This is a genomic window from Kitasatospora sp. NPDC127121 (assembly GCF_042677305.1).
Classification (GTDB): Bacteria; Actinomycetota; Actinomycetes; order Streptomycetales; family Streptomycetaceae; genus Kitasatospora.
This window is the reverse complement of the sequence record NZ_JBHXTQ010000042.1, coordinates 45,415-71,544: the sequence shown is the minus strand read 5'-3', so window position 1 is coordinate 71,544 and position 26,130 is coordinate 45,415. Positions and strand designations below refer to the sequence as shown.

Genomic DNA, 26,130 nt, shown 5'->3' with positions numbered 1-26,130 from the left:
ACCGAGCTGGAGGAGGGGTGGGGGGTGCGCGGGGGGGCTCAGGGGCGGAGGAGGTGTTCGGCGAGGTCGACGGCTTCGCGGAGGGGGACGAGGCGGCAGTCGGCGGTGCCGAGGTGGGTGGTGGTGATGCCGGTGGCGGCGGCGAGGACGCGGGTGCCGAGGTCGGCGAAGTGGAGGTCGTCGAGCTCGGGGGCCCGGAAGGTGAGCCAGCCGTCGGGGCCGACGCAGCGGTATTCGCGCAGGGGAACGTCGGGCATGCGCTGGTCGGCGAGGTGGAAGGCGGTGAAGCGGGCCATCGGGACGCCGAGCATCAGCACCCGGGCGTCGAGGTCGTAGAGGCGTCCGAGCGGGGACTCGGGGCCGAGGTGGGAGGTGAGGGGGTGGTGGGCGGTGATCTCGCGGGCGTGCCGGCCGAGGGCCGTCCAGGAGGTCTGGGGGTGGCGGCTGCGCAGGGCGCCGGGGCGGGTGCGGATCTCCTCGGAGAGGGCGCCCATGGTCGGCGAGCAGGGGGTGGTCGCCGGGTCGAACCGCGGCATCCGGGCCCGGTAGGCGGCGGTCTCGGCCGGGGTGAGGCCGGCGGTGGCGGTCTGGTGGATGCGCGAGGTGGCGGAGTTCTCGGGGGTGGCGGTGTAGGCGACCAGGGTGCCGCCGGGGCCGAGGACGTGGAGCAGCGCGTCGGCGACGGTGGCGGCGCCGCCGTCCACCGGGCCGAGGGCGCGCAGGGAGGCCTCGACGTGCACCACCATGCCCGGGCGGACGCCGAGTTGGGCGAACCCGGCGGCCAAACCCCCAGCGGTGAGGGCGGTATCGGCGAGAGCAGTGCCGGTGAGAGCAGTGACGGTGCGCATGGCCGCTCCTCTGGGTCAGACCTCGGCGTGGCGGGCGTGGCCGCGCTCGTGGCGGGCCCGTTCGGCGGCCCGTTCGGCGGCGGCGGGCACCGGTACGGCGAGCCACGGTGCGACGCTCTCACGCATGCCGTCGGCGAAGCGCAAGCCGAGCGCCGTGAGGGCACCGGATCCGGCCAACCGGTCGACGGCTTCGGCGGTGTACCGGCGCCAGAGCGCGAACTGGGTGCGCGCCCGGTCGGCGGCCTCGCCCGGCAGCCCGTCGTAGGCGAGCGCGCGGGTGCCCCAGTACTCGGTGACGGCGAGGTGCGCGTAGGTGCCCTGGAGCAGTCCTTCGAGCGGGCGCGGGTCGGGCCGCCACGGCGCGAGGTACAGCTGGTCGTCGGCCGGGTCGTGGAGGTCGAACAGGTCCAGTACGGCGCCGAGTTTGACGTGCTGGAACTCGTGCGCGAGCAGCAGCGCGAGCGTCGGCGCGGTCGCGGGCCGGGCGATGCCGACCGCGCCGTGGGCCTGCCGGGCGGCCGAGCTGACGTCCCGCCCGGTGGGGCCTGGCCGTAGCGGGGTGATGGTGGTGAGGCCGGCCCGGAGGCCTTCCGCGTACGCGGGCAGGTCGTGCCCGAGCAGTTCCCAGGCTTCGCGCAACGCGCCCGTCCAGTCGAGCAGTTCGCCGTCGGAGAGCCGGCCGGCCACGGCGTGGTCGTGGCTGTCACGCAGCGGGTCGACGTCCTCCAGGGTGACCGTCCACCCTCCGGCCAGCCGGACCCGCCGCAGCGGCTGGTCCAGGGCGGCGGACACCGATCCGTCGGACGCCCGCACGCTGAACCCGTCGGCCAGGCCGGTGACGACGGCCTCCCCGTCCGGGGCGGCGGTCCGCCCGAGGGTCGGCAGGTGCAGCCACCCGCCGCGTACCGGCACCGCGACCGCGTCCCCCCGACCGGCGCGGACGGCGGCGGCGGCGGCCAGGGCGGCCAGCGGGCCGAGCCCGACGGTGAGGTCCCCGGCGAGCCGGCGGGCGGCCCAGGCGCGGGCGTACGGGTGGGCGAGGACGGTGTCGACGGCGGCGGGTGCGCTCGCGTCGAGTTCGGACAGCAGCGCCCAGGCCGCCGATCCGGGCTGCCCGGAGGCGTCCCAGGCGGCGGCCAGCATGGCCCGGGTGAGGGCGAGTTGGGCGCGGGACAGGGCCCGTACGGTGTCCTGGTCCCCGTACCCGCGGGCGAGCTGGTCGAGCTGCCGCTCGGTGAGGGTGGCCGGCACCACCGGCTCCCCGGCCTGGGCGGGCACGGAAGGACCCGCCGCGGCAGCGGAACCGGCGGCGTCGCCGGCGAGTTCGTTGATGAGCTTCATGAGGTCACCGCAGTAGACGGAGGGATTGTCGAAGCCCGTGTCGGCCCGGTACCGGTGGGCGTACAGGCCGCCGCCGCAGCTGCGGACGACCGGGCAGGCCCGGCAGGCGGCGCTCAGCCCGGCCAGCCCCGACTGGCGGGCGGTCATGCCGGGGTGCAGCGCGACCTGGTCGAGGCTGTGCGTGAAGACGTCGTACCCCGTCTCCGGCGCGCCGTCGTAGGCGGTCTTGAGGCTGTCGGCCTGTTCGAAGCTGCCGTCCGTCTCCAGGACGACGAGGTCGGAGGGTTCCAGGCCGAGCGATTCGGTGAGGCTGGAGAGCCCGTGCAACGTCCGGTGGACGGATTCGAAGGTGCGGACGGCGAACGGGCGGCCGTCGGCGTCCCATCTCCGGTACACGGCCAACAGCCAGTCCGCGTAAGGCGTTTGCGCACCGTCGGCGGCCGGTTTCGGCCGGTCCTCCCAAGTGGCGTGCGGCAGCAGGAAGTCGACGGCGGGGGGGTCGAGTTCGGCCAGGGCCCGGTAGACGGCGTCCGGGTCGTTCTCGATGTCGACGGTGCAGAGCAGCCCGGCGTAGAGGTGCCGGTACGCGGGCCGGCGCAGCCGCTCGACCGCCCGCAGGACGTGCGGGTGGCTGCTGCGGCCGTCGGCGAAGCGGCGGTGGCGGTCGTTGGCGGCGCGGTCTCCGTCGAGCGAGATGCCGACCCTCATGCCGACTTCGGCGAAGAGTTCGCAGTAGGCGTCGTCCAGTTGGACGCCGTTGGTGTGGATGCGCAGGTCGAGTGCGCAGCCGGGCGGCAGGGCCACCCGGAGCGCCTTGGCCGCGTGGCGTAACCGGTCCGGGCCGGCGAGCAGGGGTTCTCCCCCGTGCAGGACGACCCGGACGGCGGGCAGCCGGTGTGCGGCCGCGTGGTCGCCGATCCGCTCGGCGATCTTGTTCAGGACTTCGTCACCGATGACCTTGGGGCGTCGACGCCAACTGGTGTCGGCGTGCTCGTATACGTAGCAGTGATCGCAGGCAAGATCACACCGGCTGTGCACTTTCACGACGAATTGGGTGAAAGGCAGCGGAGTTGGCGTCATGGTCGATCGGATTCAGCCGGAGCCGACGGTCAGTCGGCCGATCAGATGGAGGAGTTGAAGGCCGCGACCGGCACCGCACCCGCACCGGTGTCGGGCAGGGCTCGTCGGATCCTGGCAGAGAGTTCCTCGGCGCCGAGCTGGGCGAGGTCGGCCAGTGAAGGCCGGATTTCGCCCTGAGGCTCCGTCAGTTCAGTGCGGGGCATGGTGTCCAGTGCGGGTGTCATGTTCGATTCTCTTCCACGATGGGGGTTAGAGAGAAGCAGGGCCGGGTATATACGTCGGCCTAGTCGACCAGGGTACTGCCAGCACGTGGGCTGCGCCGTGCTCTTGCGCGCCCCTAACAGCCCACTACCCCCTTCACGCAGCGAAGTCTCGCCAAAAGTTCACCCACTCGGCGGTCGCGTGACGGCACCTGACCGGCGCACAGGGGCACGGCTTCGCGCCGCCGAACCCACCCCGGCGGCGCCCCTGCGCCAACGTACGGCCGCCGACCCGGCCCGACCCGCTCCACCGGCGCGGCCGGAGCCCCCTCCCCCGACGCTCGCGCCCCACCCGAACCACCGGTGGGCGAAGGCCAGTTGGCGCGATTCGACAGCGCCCAACACTCTCCCGCCTCCGCACGACGGCGAGCCCGACGGCGGACCCGACGAACCCGACCAGCCCAACGGCGGACCCGCCGACGGACCCGCCGGTATTCGAACGCCTCGCAGACCCGCCCGCTACGGGCAGAGCCGCTCCACCCGCCACCCGCCCGCTCCGGCCGGATCGGCGAAGTAGCGCAGCCGGTCGTGCAGTCGGTTCTCCCGCCCCTGCCAGAACTCCACGCTCTCCGGGATCACCCGGTACCCGCCCCAGAACGGCGGCACGGGCACGCCCTCGCCCTCCGGGTAGCGGCGCTCCAGTTCGGCGTAGCGCTGTTCGAGGACGTCGCGCCCGCCGACCGGGCTGGACTGCTCGCTGGCCCAGGCGCCGAGCTGCGAGCCGTGCGGCCGGGTGCGGAAGTAGGCGGCGGTCTCGTCCCGGCCGACCTTCTCCACCCGCCCCTGGACGATCACCTGGCGGGCCAGCGCGATCCACGGGAACAGCAGCGCGGCGTGCGGGTTGGCGGCGAGCTCGGAGCCTTTGCGGGAGCCGTAGTTGGTGAAGAAGACGAAGCCGCGCGCGTCGTAGCCCTTGAGCAGGACGGTGCGCGAGCTGGGCCGCCCCTGGGCGTCGGCGGTGGAGAGCACCATCGCGTTGGGCTCGACCACCCCGGCGTCGTCCGCCTCGTGGAACCAGCGGGTGAACTGGGCGATCGGCTCGGGCGCGAGCTGTTCCTCGACCAGGCCCTCGTGGGTGTAGTGCTTGCGCATCACGGTGAGGTCCGGTCCGGGCCGGGCATCGTCGGCCAGGATCCGGGTGGCGGGGCTCAGGGGCGTCGACTGGGCGCGTTCCGGGGTCTGCACGTCAACATCATCCCGTACGACAAGCAACCGGCACCGCTACCTCCGGACAAACCCCGGTGGGAGATAAGGTGTCCCGCCACCGCTCGACCGCCCCCCGTAAGGTGAATTGTCCCGAACCAGGCGTTTGGTTCCGGAGATTCCCGGGCACGACCGACCCTCGGCGGAAAAGTCAAGCGGGCCCAAGCGCAACATCACCATGGTGGTGTATGGCGCAATGCACCCGGTGCCTGTCACTCTGGCACCGAGTGCCAACCACCATTCGGTCACTGGCGCGCCGCCCCACCACGGCGCAGCGCCGATCGCAGAACTGAAGGAGCCGTCGTATGTCCGACTTCGTACCCGGGCTTGAGGGAGTCGTCGCGTTCGAGAGCGAGATCGCCGAACCCGACCGTGAAGGCGGCGCGCTGCGGTACCGCGGTGTCGACATCGACGACCTGGTGGGCCACGTCTCCTTCGGCCACGTCTGGGGCCTGCTGGTGGACGGCAAGTTCAACCCCGGCCTGCCGGCCGCCGAGCCGTTCCCGATCCCGGTGCACTCCGGTGACATCCGGGTCGACGTGCAGTCCGCGCTCGCCATGCTCGCCCCGGTCTGGGGCCTCAAGCCGCTGCTCGACATCTCCGCCGAGCAGGCCCGCGACGACCTCGCCCGCGCCGCCGTGATGGCACTGTCCTACGTGGCCCAGTCGGCCCGCGGCCAGGGCCTGCCGATGGTCCCGCAGAGCGAGATCGACAAGGCCGAGACGGTCGTCGAGCGGTTCATGATCCGCTGGCGCGGCGAGCCGGACCCGAAGCACGTCAAGGCCATCGACGCCTACTGGACCTCCGCCGCCGAGCACGGCATGAACGCCTCCACCTTCACCGCCCGCGTCATCGCCTCCACCGGCGCCGACGTGGCGGCCGCGCTCTCCGGCGCGGTCGGCGCGATGTCCGGCCCGCTGCACGGCGGTGCGCCCTCCCGCGTGCTCGGCATGATCGAGGAGATCGAGCGCACCGGCGACGCCACCACCTGGGTCAAGAACGCGCTGGACCGCGGCGAGCGCCTGATGGGCTTCGGCCACCGCGTCTACCGCGCCGAGGACCCGCGCGCCCGCGTGCTGCGCCGCACCGCCAAGGAGCTCGGCGCGCCGCGCTTCGAGGTCGCCGAGGCGCTGGAGAAGGCCGCGCTGGAGGAGCTGCACAACCGCCGCCCCGACCGCGTGCTGGCCACCAACGTCGAGTTCTGGGCCGCGATCATGCTGGACTTCGCCGAGGTGCCGGCGCACATGTTCACCTCGATGTTCACCTGTGCGCGCACCGCGGGCTGGTCGGCGCACATCCTGGAGCAGAAGCGCACCGGCCGGCTCGTGCGCCCCGCCGCGCGCTACATCGGCCCCGGCCCGCGCCGCCCCGAGGAGATCGAGGGCTGGGACGCCATCGGCCACTGAGCCCACCGAGCGCCCCGAGCGCTCCGAGCGCCCGCCGAACGCCCCCGGGCGCCCCGGGCGCTCCGCGTCCGCACCACCCCCGAGCAGCGGGTCCGGCCTCCGTCGGGCCCGCTGTTTCCGCAGTTCGGGCCGGCTGTTTCCGCAGCTGGGAGCCGTGAAGATCACAGTCTCAGCGTGCGGACGACCGTACCCCGGGCGGCGCCCCGGCCGGTAGGCTGCGCGCGTGGCTCAGATCCAGATCCCCGCTGACATCAAGCCCGCAGACGGCCGTTTCGGCTGCGGACCGTCCAAGGTGCGCCCCGAGGCCCTGAGTGCCCTCGCCGCCACCCAGACCTCCCTACTCGGCACCTCGCATCGCCAGGCCCCGGTCAAGAACCTGGTCAAGCGCGTACGCGAGGGCGTGAGCAGCCTCTTCTCGCTCCCCGAGGGCTACCAGGTCGTCCTCGGCAACGGCGGCTCCACCGCCTTCTGGGACATCGCCGCGTTCGGCCTGGTGCGGGAGAAGTCCCAGCACCTGGACTTCGGCGAGTTCTCCTCCAAGTTCGCCTCCTCGGTCAAGGCCGCGCCGTGGCTCGCCGAGCCGAGCGTCATCAAGACCGCCCCGGGCACCCACCCGCTGCCGGTCGCCGAGGCCGGCGTCGACGTCTACGGGCTCACCCACAACGAGACCTCGACCGGCGTCGCGATGCCGATCAAGCGCCCGGTCGGCGCGGACGAGGGCTCGCTGGTCCTGGTGGACGCCACCTCGGGCGCCGGCGGCCTGCCGGTGGACATCACCGAGACCGACGTCTACTACTTCGCCCCGCAGAAGTCCTTCGCCTCCGAGGGCGGCCTGTGGCTGGCCGCGTTCTCCCCGGCCGCCCTGGAGCGCGCCGCCGAGATCGCCGGCTCCGGCCGGTACATCCCGCCGTTCTTCGACCTGCCGACGGCCATCGACAACTCGTCGAAGGACCAGACGTACAACACCCCGGCGATCTCCACCCTGTTCCTGCTGGCCGACCAGCTGGAATGGCTGAACGGCAACGGCGGGCTCGACTGGGCCGTCGCCCGTACGGCTGATTCCTCGTCCCGGCTGTACGCGTGGGCCGAGAAGTCCTCCTACGCCAGCCCGTTCGTGGCGAACCCGGCCGAGCGCTCCCAGGTGGTCGGCACCATCGACTTCGACGAGTCGGTGGACGCCGCCGCCGTCGCCAAGGCACTGCGTGCCAACGGCATCGTGGACACCGAGCCGTACCGCAAGCTGGGCCGCAACCAGCTGCGCGTCGCGATGTTCCCGGCGATCGACCCGGCGGACGTCGAGGCGCTCACCCACTGCATCGACTACGTGGTCGAGCAGCTCTGAGCGATCCCGTGCACGGCTGAGGGCCACCGCCTCCGGGCGGTGGCCCTCAGCCGTTGCGGCGGGGCCGACCAGCCGGGCCGACCAGCCGGGCCGACCAGCCGGGCCGGGTAGGCGGGCCCGCCGGCCGGGCCTACCCGCCGACCATCGAGCTGATCAGCACGACGACCAGCAGCAGCACCAGGGTGCCGGTCACGATACGCATACGAGTCTTGGGATCCACGGTCAACGAGCGTACCTCCGGCCCACCCGCCGACGGACCGGAGCCCCGGGCCCAACGGCCACCCCAGGCCCAACGGCCACCCCGGCCGAAACGACCACCCGGACCCAAACCGCCACCCCGGGCCCGACCGCGCCCCGGCTCAGCTCCAGTCGGCGAGCGGCCAGGCGCGCAGCGACGAGTAGTGGGCGAAGCCGCCGTCCAGGTCGCTCTGCATCAGGTGCAGCTCGGCGGCCTCCCACTCGGGCCCCCGGTAGTCGGCCAGCGCGGCCGCCAGGGTGTCCAGCTCCGCCGCCGCGAGCCGCTGGACGGCCCGCCGGTGGCCGCGCGAGGAGCCGGCCCGGGCGAGCGTGAGGTGCGGGTGGAAGGCGAAGGCGTCGACCTCCCCGGTCACCGCGGCGGTGGCCTCGGACACGGCCTCGGCGAGCCGGCGCAGCGCCCAGGTCTGCCCCTCCACCCCGACCCAGAGCACCCGGTCGCCGAACCGGCCGGCGCCGGACAGCCGCAGCCGGTGCACCGGGTGCACCTCGGCGACGGCGGCCAGGCCCGCCTCCAGCTCCGGCAGTTCCTCGGCCGGCACCTCGCCGAGGAAGGCCAGGGTCAGGTGCCAGCCCTCGACGGTGGTCCAGCGCAGCCGGTCCGCCCCGGGCAGCCCGCGCACCGGCGCCACCGCGTCCGACAGCCCCTGCAGCACGTTGACCGGCGGCAGGACCGCCACGAAGAGCCTCATGGAGACATCTTCCCGCGCGAGGCGGTTTGGGCTAGAACGTTTCCTATGAAGATCCGCACCGGGGGACCGGACGACATTCCCGACATCCTCGCCCTGCTCGACAGCGCCGTGGGCTGGCTGGCCGGCCAGGGCCGCACCGGCCAGTGGGGCGACCAGCCCTTCAGCACCATCCCGGCCCGGGTCGAGCAGGTCTCCGAGTACGCCACCGAACCGTTCCTGATCCGCCTCGCCGAGGACGACGAGGGCCGCACCATCGGCTGCTGCGTGCTGTCCGAGCAGCGGGGGAAGTACATCCCCGCAGTGGACGAGCCCGAGCTGTACGTCCGCATCCTGGTCACCGACCGCAGCCGCAAGGGCTCGGGGATCGGCACCGCGCTGATCGCCGACGCGGTCGAGGAGACCCGCCGGCGCAGCCTCGGCCTGCTGCGGGTGGACTGCTACGCGGGCGCCGACCGCAGGCTGGTCGGCCAGTACCGGGCGCTCGGGTTCACCGAGACCGAGTCCTTCGAGGCCGAGCAGCCGAACGGCATCTGGCCCGGCCAGGTCCTCGCGATCCGGCTCTGACCCTTCGGCCCTGCACCGAAGGACCCCCGACCCTGCACCGAAGCCCCGGGGCGGACCACCACCCCGGGGCATGGCGCTTCGTCAGCAGGCGGGCGCCAGCTCCGACTTGGCGGCGGTGATGGTCCGCGGCACGAAGGCCACCACCCGGCCGCCACGGCCGGGGTGCAGGTCGAACCGCACCCGCAGGTCCGCGCTGCGGGCCAGCACCAGGCCCACCACACCGGCCGCCAGCGCGGACACCAGTCCGCAGGCCAGCAGGCCGAGCCGGGGCCCGTACGAGGCGGTCACCCAGCCGACGATCGGGGCGCCGATCGGCGTGCCGCCGGTGAAGACCAGCACCAGCAGGCCCATCACGCGACCGCGCATCGCGGGGTCGGTGGCCAACTGCAGCATGGAGTTGACGGAGGTGTTGAAGCTGAGTCCGAACACCCCGATCAGCGTCAGCAGCACCGCGAAGGTCCAGTAGTCGGGTGCGAACGCGGCCACCACCTCCAGCGAGCCGAAGGCCAGCGCCGCCACCACCAGCCGGCGCAGCCTGGGCACGCCCCGGCGGGCCGCGAGCAGCGCGCCGGCCAGCGAGCCGACCGCCATCGCGGTGTTCAGCAGGCCGTACTGCCCGGCGCCGACCTTGAAGGTGTCGTAGGCGAAGCCGGAGAGCAGCGTCGGGAAGTTGAAGCCGAAGGTGCCGATGAACCCGGCCAGGACCATCGGCCAGAGCAGCTCGGGCCGCTCCTTGACGTAGCGCAGGCCCTCCCGCAGCTGGCCCTTCTCGCGGGCGATCGGCTCGGTCGGGCGCAGTTCGCTCTCCCGCATGGCGAGCAGCCCGCCGATCACGGCGGCGAAGGACAGCGCGTTGACGGCGAACGCCCAGCCGCTGCCGACCACGGCGATCAGCAGGCCCGCGACGGCGGGGCCGACCAGCCGGGCGGTCTGGAAGTTGGCGGCGTTCAGGCTGACCGCGTTGGCGAGGTCCTTGGGCCCGACCATCTCGGACACGAAGGCCTGCCGGGTCGGGTTGTCGACCACGGTGACCAGGCCGAGCAGCAGCGCGAAGGCGTACACGTAGTACGGCGTCACGACGCCGCCGATGGTCAGGACGGCCAGGCCAGCGGCCAGCAGGCCCATGGCGCCCTGGGTGTAGATCAGCAGCCGGCGCTTGGGCATCCGGTCGGCGAGCACGCCGCCGAACAGGCCGAGCAGCAGCATCGGCAGGAACTGCATGGCGGTGGTGATGCCGACCGCGAGGGGGCTGCCGGTGAGGCTGAGGACCAGCCAGTCCTGGGCGATCCGCTGCATCCAGGTGCCGGTGTTGGACACCACCTGGCCGGCGAAGTAGTAGCGGTAGTTGCGAACGCGCAGGGAGGAGAACATCCCCCCGGGCCTCGTGAAGCGGGCACCTGTGGGAGACGTGGACGCGTGGGTGCGTCCGGGAGCGGCGGGGTCGTCCGCCGCGGTGCGTTCGTCGGGGTCGTCGTCGCCGCTGCCGGGCAGCCCCGTGGGGGCGGGTGCCTGGAGGTCGGCGGCCGCGGCGCCTGCCGCGGTGGGGTCGGTGGTCTGGTCGTCGGTGCGGATGGCGGCGGCGCTGGCTGCGGCCGGCGGTGTCACGGTGGTCTCCCCTCGCGGCGCGACGGCCCGAACTGCGGCCGTCGCGCTCCTGGTTTCTGTGGTCGGTGCTGCGGTGATGCGGTACTCCTTCTTCTCCCGGCCGGCGGGCCGGGGTCGGCGTGCCTAGAGGTGTGCGAGCTTGTAGAGCACGGGCGCGGCCTCCCGGAGGACGGCCCATTCCTCCTCGTCGAGCCCCTCGGCGAGCTCGGCGAGCCAGACGTTGCGGCGCCGGCGGCTCTCGGCGAGGATCGCCTCGGCCTGCTCGGTGCTGCTGACGACCACCTGGCGGCGGTCCTCGGGGTGCGGCTCGCGCCGCACCAGCCCCTTCTCCTCCAGCATCGCGACGATCCTGGTCATGGAGGGCGGCTGCACGTGCTCCTTCCGGGCGAGCTCACCCGGTGTCGCCTTTCCGCATCTGGCGAGGGTGCCGAGCACCCCCATCTCGGTGGGGCTCAGCGACTCCTCGACCCGCTGGTGTTTGAGTCGACGGGAGAGGCGCATCGTGGACGATCGCAGCTGATTGATCGCTGCGAGGTCCTGCTCGGACATCTCGGGCATGTTCTTTAGCTTACGTCATTACTCTCGCTAAGGAAAATGCGTTCCCATTCCACCTCGCCGGCCCCGTCCGTTCACCGCGCGCCGGAAGATCGGCCCGGTGCGATGCTGGTGCTGGGTCTCGAATGATCTCGACTGGAAGGGCCGACCAGACATGTCCGACCTCGCCGCCGACCCCGCCTCCGGCCTCCCCTCCGGCCTCGCCGCCGCGCCGGGCGACACCGGCTTCGCCCGCCTCGCCATGGTCACCATCGACTGCGCCGACCCGATCGCGCTGGCCGGGTTCTACGGCGAGCTGCTGGGCTGGGAGAGCCGCCACCTGGACGAGCAGTTCGCGATCCTGGACAACCCGGAGGGCGGCAGCCCGCTGGGCTTCGGCCGGGTCTCGGGCTACCGGCCGGAGCCGTGGACGGAGCCGGACGGCGGCAAGCACTTCCACCTGGACTTCTACGTGGACGACCTGGACGAGGCCATCGCGAAGGCGCTCGCACTCGGCGCGACCGAGCCGACGTACCAGCACGGCCGGACGCTCAAGGTGCTGATCGACCCGGCCGGCCACCCGTTCGGGCTAGCCCCGCTGGAGTGACGAACCCGGAGTGACGAGCCCGAGGTGACGAACCCGGAGTAACGGACGAACCGACCGGGTGCCGTGCGCAGGCGGTGTCAGGAGTTGGTGCCAAGATCATGCAGGCCGCGTAAAGGTCCATCCTGACCTGGGACTTCACGAAAAGCGCGAACCTTGTGCGACCGTCCGGTAGTGGCTACTGTCCCCCGTTGTCAGGGGCACCACACGCCAGGTCTCCCTTCGGCGGCGCCGTTCCCGCGCCCGTTGCCGCGTTCCTTCCCGACCATCCGTGTCCGCCCGAGGCCTGGCGCCCTTCCTCCCCCGCATCCGTCCTGGGAGCTCTCTTGGGTGAGATCCATCATGCCGACCACGGCTGGGTGACACCGGCGGTCTCGTACTTCGTCGCCTGCCTCGGCGCCTTCGTCGCCCTGCGCAGCGCCCGCTGGGCACTCGTCTCGCAGGGCCGGACCAGGGTGGTCTGGCTGCTCTTCGCCTCGACCTCGCTCGGCGCCGGGATCTGGTCCATGCACTTCATCGCGATGCTCGGCTTCTCCGTCACCGGGGTCGAGATCAGCTACCGGCCCGGGCTGACCGTGCTCAGCCTGCTGGTCGCCATCGCCGTCGTCGGCATCGGCCTGTTCACCGTCGGGTACAGCCGCCGCCCCGTCCTGTCCCTGCTGGCCGGCGGGCTGACCACCGGCCTCGGGGTCGCGGCGATGCACTACCTCGGGATGGCCGCGATGGTCCTGCCCGGCCACCTCGACTACGACCGGCTCACGGTCTGGCTGTCCGTCGCCATCGCCGTGTTCGCGGCCACCGCCGCGCTCTGGGCCACCCTGAACATCCGCGGCACGCTCGCCGTCCTGGCGGCCGCGCCGGTCATGGGCGTGGCGGTGTGCGCGATGCACTACACCGGCATGGCGGCGCTCTCGGTGCGGCTCGACTACTCGCACTCCACCCAGGGCGGCGTGATGGCGCTGCAGTTCATCTTCCCGCTCGGGGTCGGGCTCGGCTGCTACGTCTTCTTCGGCTCGCTGGCCTTCGCGGTCTCGCCGAGCCGCAGCACCACGCAGCCGCTCCTGCTCGGCCCGGCGGCGCCGCTGGTCCCGCTGGTCCCGCGCCAGCGGCGGCAGCGGGACGAGGCCGGCACCAGGCGCTGAGCCGGGCGGGCCCCAAGGCCCCGAAGCCCCTGAAGCCCCCGAAGCCCCCCGTCTCCCAGTCCCCCCCAAGCCCCGAGGGCGTCCGACCGGGTCCCCCACCCCAGCCGGACGCCCTCGGCTCACTCCGGCCGACGCCGCCCGCTCACTCCGGCCGCCCCAGCAGCCCGGTCAGGTGCGCGGGCGTGGCCACCGGGCAGACCTTGTGCACGAAGTCCCGCCGCAGCACGTGGTACGGCTCGCCCGCCCGGTAGAAGTTGGCGTGCATCCGCCGCAGTTCCTCCGCCCGGTACTCGGCCAGCGGCTTCGCCTCCTCGTCGACGGACCGGCGGCGCTTCTTGTCGACCAGCCGCCCGGTGAGTTCGGGCGAGGCGCCGAGCGCGGCGGCCTCCCGGACCACCCAGCGCCGGAAGGCGGCCGCGTCCCCGCCGCAGGTGCGGTCCACCAGGCCGATCCGGCGGGCGTGTTCGGCGCCGACCGGCAGCGCCTCGGTGGTCAGCCGCGCGGCCTGCTCATCGCCGACCCGGCGCGGCAGGGTGTACGTCCAGTACTCGGAGCCGTAGAGGCCCATCAGCCGGTAGTGCGGGTTGAGCACCGCCGACTCCCTGCACCACACCTCGTCAGCGGCGAGGGCCGCCATCAGGCCGCCGGCCGCCGCGTTCCCGGCCAGGGCGGCGACGGTGAGCTTGTCGGTCGTGGTGAGGACCGCGTGGACCAGGTCGTCCATCGCGTTGATGTTCTCCCAGGACTCCAGCGCGGGGAAGGCCGCGCCCTCGATGACGTTGAGGTGGATCCCGTTGGAGTAGAAGTCCCGGGGCGCCCCGAGCACCAGCACCGAGGTGGGCCGGTCGGCGGCCTCGCGGTAGGCGGCGAGCAGCCGGCGGCACTGCCCGGTGCTCATCGCCCCGCCCGCGTAGGCGAATTCGAGGTAGCCGACGTCGCCCTCCTCCCGGTAGCGCAGCTCCGACCAGGTGTCCCGGCGGGCCGCCGAGGTCGGCGTCACCGGGACTTCGCGGACCCGGTGCAGCAGACCGGCGAGCACCGTCGCGGCCGGCTGCTTGAACGTGGCGGGCCCGCCCGGGGTGCGGCGCGGGCGCAGCTGGGGGATCCAGACCGCGCCGTCCACGGTGGCGCGGCAGATCGCGCCGTCGCGGGTGGCGAGCACGGCGCCGGGCACCGGGCCGCGCAGCTCGTCCTCGGGGTGGCCGCCGTGCAGGAAGTACTCGCGCCCGAACAGCTCGTCGAGCACGCCGGGTTGGGAGTCGGCGGCGCGGAGCTTGCGCAGCACGGTGGCGGTGTCGTCGGCGGCCCAGTCGATCCGGCGCGCGTCCTGCCGCAGGAGGGGCCGCAGCCTGCCATGGACGTCCGGCCGGTCGTAGTCGAGCGGTTCGGGGGTGAACAGCCCGCCCTCGAAGCGCTGGACGGCGAGCAGGACGGCCTCGACGGCCGCGTCGGCGACCTCGCCCCGGTACAGCTCGCTCTTGCCGCAGTCGGTGACGGGGAACTCGACGGACGCCCAGATGTCGCCGGCGTCCATCTCCTCGACGGCCTGGAGGACGGTCACGCCCCAGCGGTCCGCCCCCTCGGTGATCGCCCAGTCGAGCGAGGAGGGGCCGCGGTCGCCCTGGGGCCCGGGGTGCACGATCAGGACGGTCCGGGTGGACCAGATGTCCTGCGGGACGGCCTTGGTGAGCATCGGACAGATGATCAGCTCGGGGTCGGTACGGTCCACCGCCGTCCTCATCGCCTCGTCGCCGAGGGCGAGTTGGACGGCGACCTGGTGGCCGCGCCCGCGCAGCTCGGCGTGGACGCGCTGGGTCAGGCTGTTGAACGCGCTGGCGATCAGGAGAATGCGCAAGAGGGCCTCCGGACAGGGACTGGGGTCGCGCGCAGGCGATGAAACCAGGGCATGGACACGTAATGATTACGTTCTACGCCTTCCCGCCCGACCCTCACGCACTCCGCACACCTGTGCGCCCGGCGTGGCGTCCGCTTCGCCGGATCTCCCCAGCCCCTCCCCGGAGTTGACGGCAGCGACCGCCCGCCGGCATCGACAGGCCCGGCCGCTCCCCGGCATTGACGGCCCCGGCCGCTCCCCGGCGTCGACGACCCCGGCCGCTACCGCGGAAACGCCCGGCGGGCCCGCCAGGTGGTGTGCTCGCGGGACACCGCGTCCTCCGCCTCGGCGGCCATCCGGGCCCAGCGCGCCTCGGCGTCCGGCGTCTTGAGGTCGAGGTCGGAGAGCTGGTTGCCGACGTTCTCCAGTTCGCGCGCGGCCAGCTGGTAGGCGGCGGCCAGCGGGCGCAGCTGCTTGAGCTGGGTCCAGGCGATGACGGCGGCGGCCGCGGCCGAGCTGGCGCCGAAGACGTGCACCTGGAGGGCGCCGGTGGCCTGGGCGACGGCCGCCGCCGCGCCGATGATGATCAGCGCCGCGATGCCGAGCCCCCAGGACACCGCCTGTGTCTCGCACGCCTCGGCCCGGGCGCGGTACCAGGTGCGCTGGCCCTCGACCCGGGTGCGCAGGTAGAGCATGCGGCGGGTGGTCAGGCTGCCGGCCCGCATCCGCCGCATCTCCGGGGTGATCTCGGGGACGGTGCCGGGCGGCACGATCTCCGGGTCCTCGAAGGCCCGCAGCACGTCCTCGACCTGGAGCAGGTAGCCGCGGTCCACGTCCGCGGACTCCGCCTCGCCGTCGAACGGCCGGGCCCGGACGGTGTACTTCCAGGCCAGCGTCTTGACCGACTCGGCCGCCGCCCGGGCCTCGTACCAGCGCCCCTGCGGGTTGCTGCGGCGCAGCCGGGACCAGAAGTAGCCGGCGATCAGGAAGGCGCCCACCGAGTACAGCGGCACGCTGTCGAAGGAGCCGCGGTCCTTCGGCCCGGGGAACGAGCCGATCACGGCGGCGATCACCAGCATGGCGATCAGTCCGCGGTACCAGCGCAGCGTCTCGCGCTGGCCGTCCAGCGAGGCCTTGTCCGCCGTCCAGAACAGCTCCGGCAGCAGCTTCGCCTCGTCTCCCCCGGGCGGATCCTGTTGCACCATCGGTCGAGCCCCCTCCCCGTGTCCGTCCAGGCAGTATTCCCTCCGTCAACTTCGCTACACAGGCCCCTTTTTGACATTTTTCCCGGCGGTGATCGCCGAACCGCCCTCGCAACCGGTACAACCGGTTGCATGCCGCTGCACTGGAAGCTCGTCATCGACTGCGCCGACCCGAACCGCCTGGCCGCCTTCTGGGCCGCCGCCCTCGACCACGCCCTTGAGGAGCACAGCGCCCTGATCACCCGCCTGCTCGACGCCGGTGCCGTCACCCCGGACGCCGTCACCGAGGTCGACGGCCACCCCGCCTGGCGCACCCTCGCCGCCGTCCGCCACCCCGAGGACCCGTACGACCCCGCCACCGGCACCGGCCTGGGCCGCCGCCTGCTCTTCCAGGCCGTCCCCGAGCCGAAGCACGGCAAGAACCGCCTCCACCTCGACGTGCACCCGGGCCCGGGCGAGCGCGAGTCCACCGTCGCCCGCCTCCAGGCGCTCGGCGCCACCGTGCTGAACGACGTCGAGGAGCCCGGCGGCTCGTGGACGCTCATGGCAGACCCCGAGGGCAATGAGTTCTGCGTCCACTGACCGCCGGCCCTGGGGCGGCGCCCCCGGGAACGACGGCGGCCCCGCCCTTCCCCGGAGGGGGACAGGACGGGGCCGCCGGTGGAGCGGTACGGCGTCAGAGCAGGCCGAGGGCCGGCATCAGGTAGTAGAAGGCGAACACCGACGCCACCGCGTACAGCGGGACGGGCACGCTGCGCCCGCGCCCGGCGGCCAGGCGCAGGACGCAGAAGGCGATGAAGCCGAAGCCGATGCCGTTGGTGATGCTGTAGGTGAACGGCATCATCACGATCGTCAGGAAGGCCGGGATCGCGATGGTGTGGTCCGACCAGTCGATCTCCTTGATCGAGCCCGCCAGGATCAGGAAGCCGACGGTGACCAGGGCCGGGGTCGCGGCCTGGGCCGGGACCATGGTGGCGAGCGGCGTGAGGAAGAGCGCGACCACGAAGAGCAGGCCGGTGACGATCGAGGCGAAGCCGGTCCGGGCGCCCTCGCCGACACCGGCGGTGGACTCCACGAAGCAGGTGTTCGCGGAGGCGGAGGTGGCGCCGCCGGCCGCGGTGGCGATGCCGTCGACCATCAGGATCTTGTTGATGCCGGGCAGGTCGCCGTTCTCGTCGAGCAGGTGGGCCTCGTCGGCGACGCCGAGGATGGTGCCCATCGCGTCGAAGAAGCAGGACATCAGCACGGTGAAGACGAACAGCACGCCGGTCAGCACGCCGACCTTCTCGAAGCCGCCGAACAGGCTGACCTTGCCGACCAGGCCGAAGTCCGGGGCGGCGACCGGGTTGCCCGGCCAGGCCGGGACGGTCAGGCCCCACTTGAGCGCCGGGACGTCGACGAGCTTGTCGATCACCACGGCGAGCGCGGTGCTGACCACGATGCTGATCAGGATGGCGCCGGGCACCTTGCGGATCAGCAGGACGAGGGTGAGCAGCAGGCCGAACACGAAGATCAGCACCGGCCAGCCGAGCAGGTGCCCGCTGCCGCCGAGCTGCAGCGGGACGGTGGTGTGCGCGGCGTCCGGCATGCGACTGACGAAGCCGGAGTCGACCAGGCCGACGAGGGCGATGAACAGGCCGATACCGATCGCGATGGCCTTGCGCAGCCCGAGCGGCACGGCGTTCATGACCCGCTCGCGCAGGCCGGTGGCGACCAGCAGCATGATCGCGAAGCCGGCCAGCACGACCATGCCCATGGCGTCCGGCCAGGTCATCTTGGGGGCGAGCTGGAGCGCCACGATGGTGTTGACGCCGAGGCCGGCGGCCAGGCCGATCGGGACGTTGCCGATCACGCCCATCAGCAGGGTGGTGAGACCTGCGGTGAGGGCGGTGGCGGTGACCAGCTGGGCGCTGTCCAGGTGGGCCCCGGTCATGTCCGTGGCGCTGCCCAGGATGATCGGGTTGAGCACCAGGATGTACGCCATGGTGAAGAAGGTGGCGACGCCGCCGCGGATCTCGCGCGGCAGGGTGGAGCCGCGCTCGCTGATCCGGAAGTAGCGGTCCAGGGCGCCGGCGGGGGGCTTGGGGGCGCTGGAGGCGGGTTCGGGCGACTCGGTGGTCGGCTGGACCACAGGCATGCGTGCGTCCTCTGTGGGGGAGCTGAGGAGGGGGGACGCCCGGGGCGACGGTGGCCGGGCGGGGAACTTTCAGTATGGTTTCCCGATCGCACACGCGCTATCTTCGCGCGTAGAAACCAGAGGGCCCCTGCGGGCCTGCCGCCGCACCGTACGCTAGGCCCCATGCCCAAGACGCCGCTGCACCCCTCGCCCCCTCCGCTGGAGGCCAACGACGTCGCCATCGTCGGCGGCGGCACGGTGCTGTGGTTCGTCGCCTTCCTGGCCCTGCTCCCCTTCCAGGGCACCCTCTCCGACCACGGCCACGGCACCTGGCCGTGGATCTGCCTCTCCGGCGGCCTGCTCGGCCTGATCGGCCTCTGGTACTGCCGCGCCCGACGGGACGCCATCGCCCGCGACCGCGCCGCCGAGGCCGCGAACCGGGCGGCCGGAGACGACGGCCAGGACCCGGCCACCCAGTCGGACTGAATAGTCCTTTAGTAGCACGCACCGGACATAAGGCACCCGTAGAGTCGGTGCCATGACGCAGCCTGCCCACCCCGCGGAAGAGCAGCCCGGCGACGCCGACCGCCCCGACGGTGCGCACCCCCTCGGGCTGCTGCCCGGCCGACGCGGCGGGCTGACCTCCGCCGAGGTGGCCGAACGCGTCGCGCGCGGACAGGTCAACGACGTCCCCGTACGGTCCAGCCGCTCCGCCAAGGAGATCGTCCGGGCCAACGTCTTCACCCGCTTCAACGCGATCATCGGCGTGATGTTCGGGATCATCCTGATCGTCGGCCCGCTCCAGGACGGCCTGTTCGGCCTGGTCATCGTCGCCAACACGGCGATCGGCATCATCCAGGAGCTGCGCGCCAAGAAGACCCTGGACAGCCTGGCCCTGATCGGCGAAGCCCGCCCCGAGGTCCGCCGGGACGGCACCGTCGAACAGATCTCCGTCGCCGAGATCGTGCTCGACGACACGGTGCTGCTCGGCATCGGCGACAAGGTGATCGTCGACGGCGAGGTCACCGAGGCGGACGGCCTGGAGATCGACGAGTCGCTGCTCACCGGCGAGCCCGACCCCGTCCTCAAACAGCCCGGCGACCAGGTCATGTCCGGCAGCTTCGTGGTGGCCGGCGCGGGCGCGTTCACCGCCACCAGGGTCGGCCGCGAGGCGTACGCGGCGCAGCTCGCCGAGGAGGCCAGCCGGTTCACCCTGGTGAAGTCGGAGCTGCGCAGCGGCATCAACAGCATCCTGCGCTTCATCACCTACCTGCTGATCCCCACCGCCATCGGCCTGATCATCAGCCAGCTGGCCGTCGAGGGCCGCGACTGGCGCGAGGCCGTGCGCCGGATGGTGGCCGGGATCGTACCGATGGTCCCCGAGGGACTGGTCCTGCTGACCTCGGTCGCCTTCGCGATCGGCGTGATCCGGCTGGGCCGCAAGCAGTGCCTGGTCCAGGAGCTCCCGGCGATCGAGGGCCTGGCCCGGGTCGACACCGTCTGCCTGGACAAGACCGGCACCCTCACCGAGGGCGGCATGGACGTCGTCGACCTGCGGGTCCTCTCCGACGGCGAGCCCGGCGCCCCCGACCCGGACACCATCAAGCACGCGCTCGGCGTGATGGCCGGCGCCGACGCCCGCCCCAACCCCTCCATGCAGGCGGTCATCGACGCCTACGGGCGCGGCGACGGCGGCGCCCCGGGGGCCGGCGGCTCCCCGGCCGCCGACGGCTGGCGGGTGATCGAGGCGATGCCGTTCTCCTCCGCCCGCAAGTGGAGCGGCGTGCAGCTGCTGGAGCCGCAGGGCGGCGAGGCCAGCTGGCTGCTCGGCGCCCCCGACGTGCTGCTGCCCGCCGGGCACCCGGCGCTCACCGAGGTCGACGAGCTGGGCGCCAAGGGCCTGCGGGTGCTGCTGCTCGGCCGCACCCCCACCCCGCTGGACTCCCCCGACCCGGCCGACGGGCTCGCCCCGCTCGCCCTGGTGGTACTCCAGCAGCGGCTGCGCCACGACGCCGCCGCCACCCTGCGCTACTTCGAGGGCCAGCAGGTGCAGGCCAAGGTCATCTCCGGCGACGCCGCGGTCTCGGTCGGCGCGGTCGCCAGCCATCTCGGCCTGCCCGGCGCCGACCACCCGCTGGACGCCCGGACGCTGCCCGCCGAACCGGACGCCCTCGCCGACACGGCCGAACGGACCACCGTCTTCGGCCGGGTCACCCCGCAGCAGAAGCGCCAGCTGGTCGCCGCCCTGCAGTCCCGCGGACACACCGTGGCGATGACCGGAGACGGCGTCAACGACGTGCTCGCGCTCAAGGACGCCGACATCGGCGTGGCGATGGGCACCGGCAGCGACGCCACCAAGGCGGTCGCCCAGATCGTGCTGCTCAACGACTCCTTCGCCACCCTGCCCTCGGTGGTCGCCGAGGGCCGCCGGGTGATCGGCAACATCGAGCGGGTCGCGGGCCTGTTCCTGGTGAAGACGGTCTACTCGGTCCTGCTGGCCCTGCTGGTGATCTTCACCCACTCGCCGTACCCGTTCCTGCCCCGGCACTCCACCGTGCTCTCCACCCTCACCATCGGCATCCCGGCCTTCTTCCTCGCCCTCGCCCCCAACAACGAGCGGGCCCGCACCGGCTTCGTGAAGCGCGTCCTGCGGCTCGCCGTGCCGGGCGGCGTCATCGCCGGCACCGGCACCTTCGTCGCCTACGCGCTGGCCCGCTCCGACCACGCGACCGACCTCAAGGCCGACACCAGCGTTGCCACCCTGACGCTCTTCCTGATCGCCATCTGGGTGCTCGCCATCGTCGCCCGCCCCTACAACTGGTGGCGCCTGCTGCTGATCGGCACCATGGGCGGCGCCTTCGCCCTGGTCCTGCTGGTGCCCTGGCTGGCGGAGTTCTTCCAGCTCTCGCTGGTGGGCACCCGCGACCCCCTGGTCGGCGTCGGCATCGCGGTGGTCTGCGGCCTGGCCCTGGAGATCGCCTGGCGCTTCATGAAGCGCCGCGTCGACTCCTGACCGGGGGCGGCGCCCCGGCCACAGACACCTCTGGCGGTCCGCCCTCCCGGCCTGCATGATGGCCAGCAGGAACGGGGGTGCCGACATGGCCCACACGGGTGGGGAAACCGAGCGCGAGACCGGGCAGGTGGAGGCGTTCACCGCCTTCCTGGCCGGCCTGCTGGCGGCCGGACTGACGGTCCTGGTCCTGGTCGGCGGCCGCTGGCTGACGAACGCCGGCGAGGTGACCGCCCCGGCGCTGCCGTGGGTGCCGACGGCCGTGAAGGCCCTGGTGGCGGCCGTCTGGCTGGCCACCACCACCGTCGTCTACCTGCGGCTCAAGCGCCGTGGGCGGGCCCGCTGAGCGCTCAGCCCTCGAAGTCCCGCGCCGCGGACAGCTCGTACGCCCGGTCCGGATCGGTGAGCACGGCCAGCACCTCGAACCGCCGGTGCCACTGCCCGACCGACCAGGCGAGCCCGGCCGCCAGGCCCTCCGGGGTGGCCGCGTGCAGCAACCCGGGCACCGGCGGGAGCTCGAACTCGTCGTCCTCGTCGGCGGCCTCGGCCGCGTCCGGGTCGTAGGGCGCCTCCGGGGCGTCCGCCTCGACGTCCCAACGCCAGTCCACGGCGGCGTCGTCGCCGTCCGGGCCGACCACCAGCAGCTCCTCGTGCTCCTCGTAGGCGACCGGGCAGCCGGGCAGCAGCTCCCGCACCACGGCGGGGACCCGGTGCAGCACCCCCTCGGAGAGCACCCGCCCGCCCGCCACCTCGCTGGCGAGCGAGACGTGCAGCCGCTCGGCGAGGTCGGCGGCGAGCGCCGGGGCGACCGGCACCAGCGGGTACGGGTGCAGGAGCTGGACGAGGTCGGGCGCGTCGGCGACGACCGCCCTGGAGGAGTCGACGACCACCGTGTGGGCCGGCCGGCGGCCGGTGTCCGGGTCGAGCGGCGGCAGCGCCCGCACCACGTCGACCGGTTCGATCCGCTCGATCTCGACCCGGGCCAACGCGCTGTGCAGGCCGTGCAGTTGGCGGTGGCCGAGGTCGGAGGCCGGATCGGTGAGCCGGTCCAGCACCTCGTCCGGGCCGTGCGGTTCGGCGAGCAGCGCGGCCAGCGTGGTGCGCACCCCGAGCGCGTGCAGGAACTGCTCGTCCAGGGTCGTCCGGGCCTCGTCGTAGAGGCCGCGCAGCAGCGGGTCGGCACCGGCGGCGCGCAGTCCGGCGGGCTCGCGGCCGTCCAGCACCGGGTGGTCGCGCAGCCACCAGGCGGTGTACGGCGGCAGGTCGGTGTAGGAGCCGTCCGGCAGCAGGGTGCGGACGGGGTTGACGACGGCGTCCCGGTACGGCGGGCGGGAGAGCGCGGCGAGCGCCTCCGGCCAGGCGTCGTCGTCGACCAGGTCGAGGTCGCGGACGGCCAGCAGTTCGGCGGCCACCGGCGGGACGCCCGCGACGTCGTCGGCCTGTAGGGCTTCGAGGGCGTCCTCGGCCCAGTCGGCGAGGCCGTCGGGCGCCTCGTCGAGCAGCCCGGTGGGGTGGCCGCCGGCCGCGCGGTCGGCGGGCGCGGTGGGGTCGAGCCGCTCCAGGTCGTCCGGGTCGAGCACCACGTCCTCGGCGCGGACGAGGACGAAGTCGGCGAGCACGCCGACGGCGGTGAGCACCTCCGGGCCCCAGCGCTCCAGCAGTTCGTCGTCCACCCAGCCGGCGTCCTCCTCGCGGGCGAGAGCCGCGAACGGGCTGCCGGGCAGGACGAGTTCACCGGCGCGGGCGGGCTCGCCCTCGTCGTCGAGCAGGGCCAGCCGGGCCAGCCAGCGGTGCTCGCCGGCGGCCGGGCCGGCGACCTTGACCAGCGCCAGGACGGCGTCCGCCAGTTCGAGCGCGGCCTCGACGTCGTCCTCGGCCACCTGGTAGGAGCGGGCGACGGCGGCCCGCACCTCGGGGGTGTCGAGCACCCCGGCCGGGGTGGCGGTGCTGGCGCCGAGCTTGGCGAGCAGCGGGTGGGCCGCCTCGGGGTGGGCGAGCCGCAGGTCGAGGGCGGCGAGCGCGTCGGCCAGCGACTCGGGGTAGCCGGGGAAGGCCGCCCAGTCGGCGTCCTCGGAGGGCAGCAGGACGCGCCGGGGCCCGGTGATGGTCCGGCCGTCGGCGAGCGGGACGGGCAGCGCGCCGAGCGCCTCCGGGTCTGCGGCACCGAGCGCCGCGTACAGGTTGCGCCACCAGGCGGGCTCGCGGTCCAGGCCGCCGAGCTGGTCGACCACGTCGGCCAGCGGCACCCGGCGCACGTTCAGCACCCGCAGCTCGGTACGGCGCTCCAGCCCGGCCGGCAGCAGCCCGGGGAAGATCGGCGCCAGCGCCTCGACCACCGAGCCGTCCGCTCCCTCCAGCAGGGTGGCGTCCCGGGGGCGCAGCGCGGGCGTGCCCGCCTCGACCGGCGCCGGGTGCGGCAGGAACGGCGTGCCGGGCAGCCGGGAGAGGACGGCCGCGCGGAGCGCGTTGTCGAGCGCGCCCTGGCCGAGCGGCCCGGGGACGAGGCCGAGCGAGCCGAGGTCGGCGCCGCGGGCGCGCAGCAGGTCGGCGTAGCTGTCGGCGGCGCGCTCGGTGAGGAAGTCGGCGAGCGCGCCGGGGGCGACGTGCCGGCGGGTGGAGTCCAGCGGGTAGGAGGCGATGAGCAGCGCGGGCAGGCCGATCGGCTCGTCGCTGGGGGTGGGCGCGTGCAGCACCGGCGCGATGCCGGGCGCCTGCGGGGTGCCGTCGGCGGCGACCGGGACGGCCCAGGTGACCGTCCAGTACGGGCGGGCGCGCTCCTCGGTGGGGCGGTCGGCGAGCAGTTCGGCGGCCAGGGTGCCGGTGGCGCCGGCGGTCTGCCAGCGGGTCCGCCGCGGCCGGCCGTCCGCGTCGTCGGTGACGGTGACCTCGGTGACGCCGTCCGGGCGGGGCTCGGCGGCGGCGCGGGTGAGCGTCCGGGTGCCCTCCGGGGTCTCCACCACGACCTCGGCGAGGCCGGGCAGGGTGAGCAGCAGCGCGTCGTCGATGCCGGCGAGCAGACGGCGGGTCAGGTCCTCGGCGGCGGCGTCCCGCAGCGGCAGCACGACCACCGTGTCGTAGCCCTCGGGGGCCGGGCCCTCCGCGGCGAACGGCAGCCGCAGCAGCGGCACGTGGCCGTCCCGGCGGCGCAGTTCCTCGGCCAGCGCGGGCTGCGCCTGGGCCAGCGAGCGGGCCTCGCCGAGCGACCAGCGCACCCCGCCGGCGGCGCCGAGCACGGCGGGCTCGTCGGTGACGGCGAGCACGGCGGCGAAGCCGACGCCGAACCGGCCGACGGCGGGCGTCTCACCGCGCTTGGAGGAGGCGCGCAGGGTGGACAGCGACTCGACGGCGGCCGCGTCCAGCGGGGCCCCGGTGTTGGCGGCGGCGAGCACGCCGTCGGCGAGGGTGAGCCGCAGCCGGCCGGGACCGTGCCCGGCCCGGACCGCGGCGTCGGCCGCGTTCTGCGCCAACTCGACGACCAGGCGGTCGCGGTAGCCGCCGAGCGCGAGTTCCTCCTCGGCGTTGGCGTCCTCCCGGAACCGGGCCGGCGAGGCGGCCCAGGCGTCCAGCACCCGCCGGCGCAGCGCGGCGCTCCCGAAGGGGTCCGCGAGGTGCTCGTCCGTGCTGCTGCCGATGATCCGAGGTTCCACTGGACCTGCCGCCTTCCGCCGCCCTGTACTTCGTACGGGGGGCATTCTCCCCCGCCCCGGCCGCTGCTCCGGACCGCGCCCCCGCCGCCGGGCGCCCGCAGGGCCCCCACCCGCACGAACGCCACGGCCCGCCCCACCGGTTCGGTGGAGCGGGCCGCAAGCGAGAACAGGTCCGGTCAGGAGTGCCCGAGCTCCTCCGCCGGGGCGTCCGGCTCGACCGAGCCGGAGGTGCGGTCCGGGTGCAGCTGCATCGGCTCGACCACCAGCTCGTCCAGGATCAGCTCGGACGGCGCCGGCGGGGCCGGGATGACGGCCGCCTCGGAGTGCCCGCCGCAGCCGTACGCGAAGGAGACGATCTGCCCGTCCGCCGGCCCGAACTCGTTGCCGCACACGCCGAAGGCCTGTCCGAGCGAGCCGCCGATCGGGATCAGGAAGCCGCAGCTGCCGCACGCGGCGGGCGCGGCCTGCGCCATCGGCGTCTGCGAGCCGTGCGCCTTCTCCCAGCGGTCGGCGGCCAGGTGCAGGCCGAGCCGGGAGAGCACCCGGCTGCGGCCCATGCCGAGCTCCTCGGCGACGGCGTTGATCCGGGCCCGGGCCGGGGCGGGCTGGATGCCCGGGTCGGTGACGACCACGTCCTCCTCCGCCGCGAGGGCGACCGCGGAGTTCGGGGCCGGCTCGTCCTCGCCGCTCCAGCCGGGTTCCAGGCGCGCGTCGTCGGCGTCGGTGGGCAGCAGGTCGCCCGGGCCCATGTCACCGGGGCGCAGCCGCTCGCTCCACGGCACCCACTGGGGGGCGAGGACGGCGTCGGCGCCGGGCAGCAGGACGACCTCGTCGAGGGTGACGTTCTTCGCGCGCGGGGCACGGGCGACGGTGACCGCCCAGTGCCAGCCACGGTAGGCGGCGTCCAGGCACTCGAAGGTGTGGGTGACGACGCGGTCGGCGTCCGCCTGGGCGCCGAGATGTGGTCCGACGGTCTCCGGGCCGACGGCCTCCTCGGCCGCCTTCCGGGCGAGTTCGACGGCCTCGGCACAGAGCCGATCGGGGGTACGGCTTCGCATCGCAGCACTCACGGCGTCGATTCTCTCCCAGTTCTTCTGTCGCCCACGGCGTGTTGCCTGTTCCGTCGCGGCTCGATAGTCCCTTGTCCATTCTGCGCGACCAGAGGCCGCCGCGGATACCGGCCGCGCCGCTCGTCCGGGCCTGCCGGCGCCCCGGCGCTCGGCACGCGGCCCCTGGGCAGGCTACCCGCCGGTCGGCGCCCCAGCACAGTCCGGGGCGGTGGCGGCCGTTCCGGGGCCGCGCCGAGGGGGGTGGATTCCCGCGTCACTGCGGCGATTCTGGGGCAGGATGGGCATGTGGCGGACGAGGACCCGTCGCAGCACGCACTGCACGCCTCGCAGGCCGGCAGCCCCGACCAGGCGGACGCCGTGCCGCGACAGCAGTCT

General features: G+C 73.8%; 21 protein-coding genes. 9 read left to right on the top strand and 12 right to left on the bottom strand.

What is annotated here, in order from left to right:
• Positions 1-38: 38 nt before the first annotated feature.
• The 4 genes from ACFVHI_RS21505 to pdxH all read right to left on the bottom strand — a co-directional run bounded on the left by ACFVHI_RS21505 (position 39) and on the right by pdxH (position 4,621).
• Positions 39-848, bottom strand: coding sequence for an aminoglycoside N(3)-acetyltransferase (locus ACFVHI_RS21505; protein WP_380341707.1), 810 nt, complete (start codon positions 846-848; stop codon positions 39-41).
• A gap of 15 nt (positions 849-863) precedes the next feature.
• Positions 864-3,269, bottom strand: coding sequence for an FxsB family cyclophane-forming radical SAM/SPASM peptide maturase (locus ACFVHI_RS21500; protein WP_380341705.1), 2,406 nt, complete (start codon positions 3,267-3,269; stop codon positions 864-866).
• Between the two features lie 41 nt (positions 3,270-3,310).
• A complete protein-coding gene (fxsA, locus tag ACFVHI_RS21495) occupies positions 3,311-3,493 on the bottom strand; it encodes an FxSxx-COOH cyclophane-containing RiPP peptide (protein ID WP_063348191.1) in 183 nt (60 codons plus the stop codon).
• A gap of 495 nt (positions 3,494-3,988) precedes the next feature.
• Entirely contained in the window at positions 3,989-4,621 is a 633-nt protein-coding gene (gene pdxH, locus ACFVHI_RS21490; protein WP_063351198.1) for a pyridoxamine 5'-phosphate oxidase, read from the bottom strand.
• Positions 4,622-5,037: 416 nt separating this feature from the next.
• Between pdxH and ACFVHI_RS21485 the strand changes: the two genes are divergently transcribed.
• Entirely contained in the window at positions 5,038-6,138 is a 1,101-nt protein-coding gene (locus ACFVHI_RS21485) for a citrate synthase 2 (RefSeq protein WP_350877533.1), read from the top strand.
• Positions 6,139-6,361: 223 nt separating this feature from the next.
• Entirely contained in the window at positions 6,362-7,480 is a 1,119-nt protein-coding gene (gene serC, locus ACFVHI_RS21480; protein WP_063348193.1) for a phosphoserine transaminase, read from the top strand.
• 359 nt (positions 7,481-7,839) lie between these two features.
• On the opposite strand, the gene thpR is transcribed toward serC, so the two are convergent.
• Positions 7,840-8,427 (bottom strand): RNA 2',3'-cyclic phosphodiesterase, encoded by a 588-nt coding sequence (gene thpR / locus ACFVHI_RS21475; RefSeq protein ID WP_363378227.1) that lies wholly within the window; start codon positions 8,425-8,427, stop codon positions 7,840-7,842.
• A 45-nt stretch (positions 8,428-8,472) separates the two neighbouring features.
• Here thpR and ACFVHI_RS21470 point away from each other — a divergent pair, with 45 nt between their 5' ends.
• The gene (locus tag ACFVHI_RS21470; protein ID WP_208869080.1) at positions 8,473-8,991 is read left to right on the top strand and encodes a GNAT family N-acetyltransferase; all 519 of its coding nucleotides are present in this window, start codon (positions 8,473-8,475) and stop codon (positions 8,989-8,991) included.
• An 81-nt stretch (positions 8,992-9,072) separates the two neighbouring features.
• Here the strand turns inward: ACFVHI_RS21470 and ACFVHI_RS21465 are convergent, their stop codons facing one another.
• Positions 9,073-10,482 (bottom strand): MFS transporter, encoded by a 1,410-nt coding sequence (locus tag ACFVHI_RS21465; protein ID WP_380341712.1) that lies wholly within the window; start codon positions 10,480-10,482, stop codon positions 9,073-9,075.
• Between the two features lie 237 nt (positions 10,483-10,719).
• The gene (locus tag ACFVHI_RS21460) at positions 10,720-11,154 is read right to left on the bottom strand and encodes a MarR family winged helix-turn-helix transcriptional regulator (RefSeq protein WP_063348195.1); all 435 of its coding nucleotides are present in this window, start codon (positions 11,152-11,154) and stop codon (positions 10,720-10,722) included.
• 151 nt (positions 11,155-11,305) lie between these two features.
• On the opposite strand from ACFVHI_RS21460, the gene ACFVHI_RS21455 reads away from it, so the two are divergent.
• Both ACFVHI_RS21455 and ACFVHI_RS21450 read left to right on the top strand, forming a co-directional pair.
• A complete protein-coding gene (locus ACFVHI_RS21455) occupies positions 11,306-11,737 on the top strand; it encodes a VOC family protein (protein ID WP_380341698.1) in 432 nt (143 codons plus the stop codon).
• 323 nt (positions 11,738-12,060) lie between these two features.
• The gene (locus ACFVHI_RS21450) at positions 12,061-12,876 is read left to right on the top strand and encodes an MHYT domain-containing protein (RefSeq protein ID WP_063348196.1); all 816 of its coding nucleotides are present in this window, start codon (positions 12,061-12,063) and stop codon (positions 12,874-12,876) included.
• A gap of 142 nt (positions 12,877-13,018) precedes the next feature.
• On the opposite strand, the gene ACFVHI_RS21445 is transcribed toward ACFVHI_RS21450, so the two are convergent.
• Together ACFVHI_RS21445 and ACFVHI_RS21440 are read right to left on the bottom strand one after the other, a co-directional pair.
• Complete coding sequence (locus ACFVHI_RS21445; protein ID WP_380341695.1) at positions 13,019-14,731, bottom strand: hydrogenase maturation protein; 1,713 nt, start codon at positions 14,729-14,731, stop codon at positions 13,019-13,021.
• A gap of 260 nt (positions 14,732-14,991) precedes the next feature.
• Positions 14,992-15,915, bottom strand: coding sequence for a DUF4231 domain-containing protein (locus ACFVHI_RS21440; RefSeq protein WP_063348198.1), 924 nt, complete (start codon positions 15,913-15,915; stop codon positions 14,992-14,994).
• A 129-nt stretch (positions 15,916-16,044) separates the two neighbouring features.
• On the opposite strand from ACFVHI_RS21440, the gene ACFVHI_RS21435 reads away from it, so the two are divergent.
• Positions 16,045-16,494, top strand: coding sequence for a VOC family protein (locus ACFVHI_RS21435; protein ID WP_380341692.1), 450 nt, complete (start codon positions 16,045-16,047; stop codon positions 16,492-16,494).
• Positions 16,495-16,588: 94 nt separating this feature from the next.
• Here ACFVHI_RS21435 and ACFVHI_RS21430 read toward each other — a convergent pair whose 3' ends face one another.
• On the bottom strand, positions 16,589-18,049 hold the full coding sequence (locus ACFVHI_RS21430; protein WP_063348200.1) for an NCS2 family permease: 1,461 nt from the start codon (positions 18,047-18,049) through the stop codon (positions 16,589-16,591).
• Between the two features lie 162 nt (positions 18,050-18,211).
• Here ACFVHI_RS21430 and ACFVHI_RS21425 point away from each other — a divergent pair, with 162 nt between their 5' ends.
• The 3 genes from ACFVHI_RS21425 (at position 18,212) to ACFVHI_RS21415 (ending at position 21,384) form a co-directional block, all read left to right on the top strand.
• Entirely contained in the window at positions 18,212-18,514 is a 303-nt protein-coding gene (locus ACFVHI_RS21425; RefSeq protein WP_063348201.1) for a DUF2530 domain-containing protein, read from the top strand.
• 52 nt (positions 18,515-18,566) lie between these two features.
• Positions 18,567-21,041, top strand: a complete 2,475-nt coding sequence (locus ACFVHI_RS21420) for an HAD-IC family P-type ATPase (protein ID WP_380341688.1) — start codon at positions 18,567-18,569, stop codon at positions 21,039-21,041.
• Between the two features lie 85 nt (positions 21,042-21,126).
• Positions 21,127-21,384 (top strand): hypothetical protein, encoded by a 258-nt coding sequence (locus ACFVHI_RS21415; protein WP_063348203.1) that lies wholly within the window; start codon positions 21,127-21,129, stop codon positions 21,382-21,384.
• 4 nt (positions 21,385-21,388) lie between these two features.
• On the opposite strand, the gene ACFVHI_RS21410 is transcribed toward ACFVHI_RS21415, so the two are convergent.
• The gene (locus ACFVHI_RS21410) at positions 21,389-24,685 is read right to left on the bottom strand and encodes a sacsin N-terminal ATP-binding-like domain-containing protein (RefSeq protein ID WP_380341684.1); all 3,297 of its coding nucleotides are present in this window, start codon (positions 24,683-24,685) and stop codon (positions 21,389-21,391) included.
• A gap of 176 nt (positions 24,686-24,861) precedes the next feature.
• A complete protein-coding gene (locus tag ACFVHI_RS21405; RefSeq protein ID WP_063348204.1) occupies positions 24,862-25,743 on the bottom strand; it encodes a DUF3027 domain-containing protein in 882 nt (293 codons plus the stop codon).
• Between the last annotated feature and the right edge of the window lie 387 nt (positions 25,744-26,130).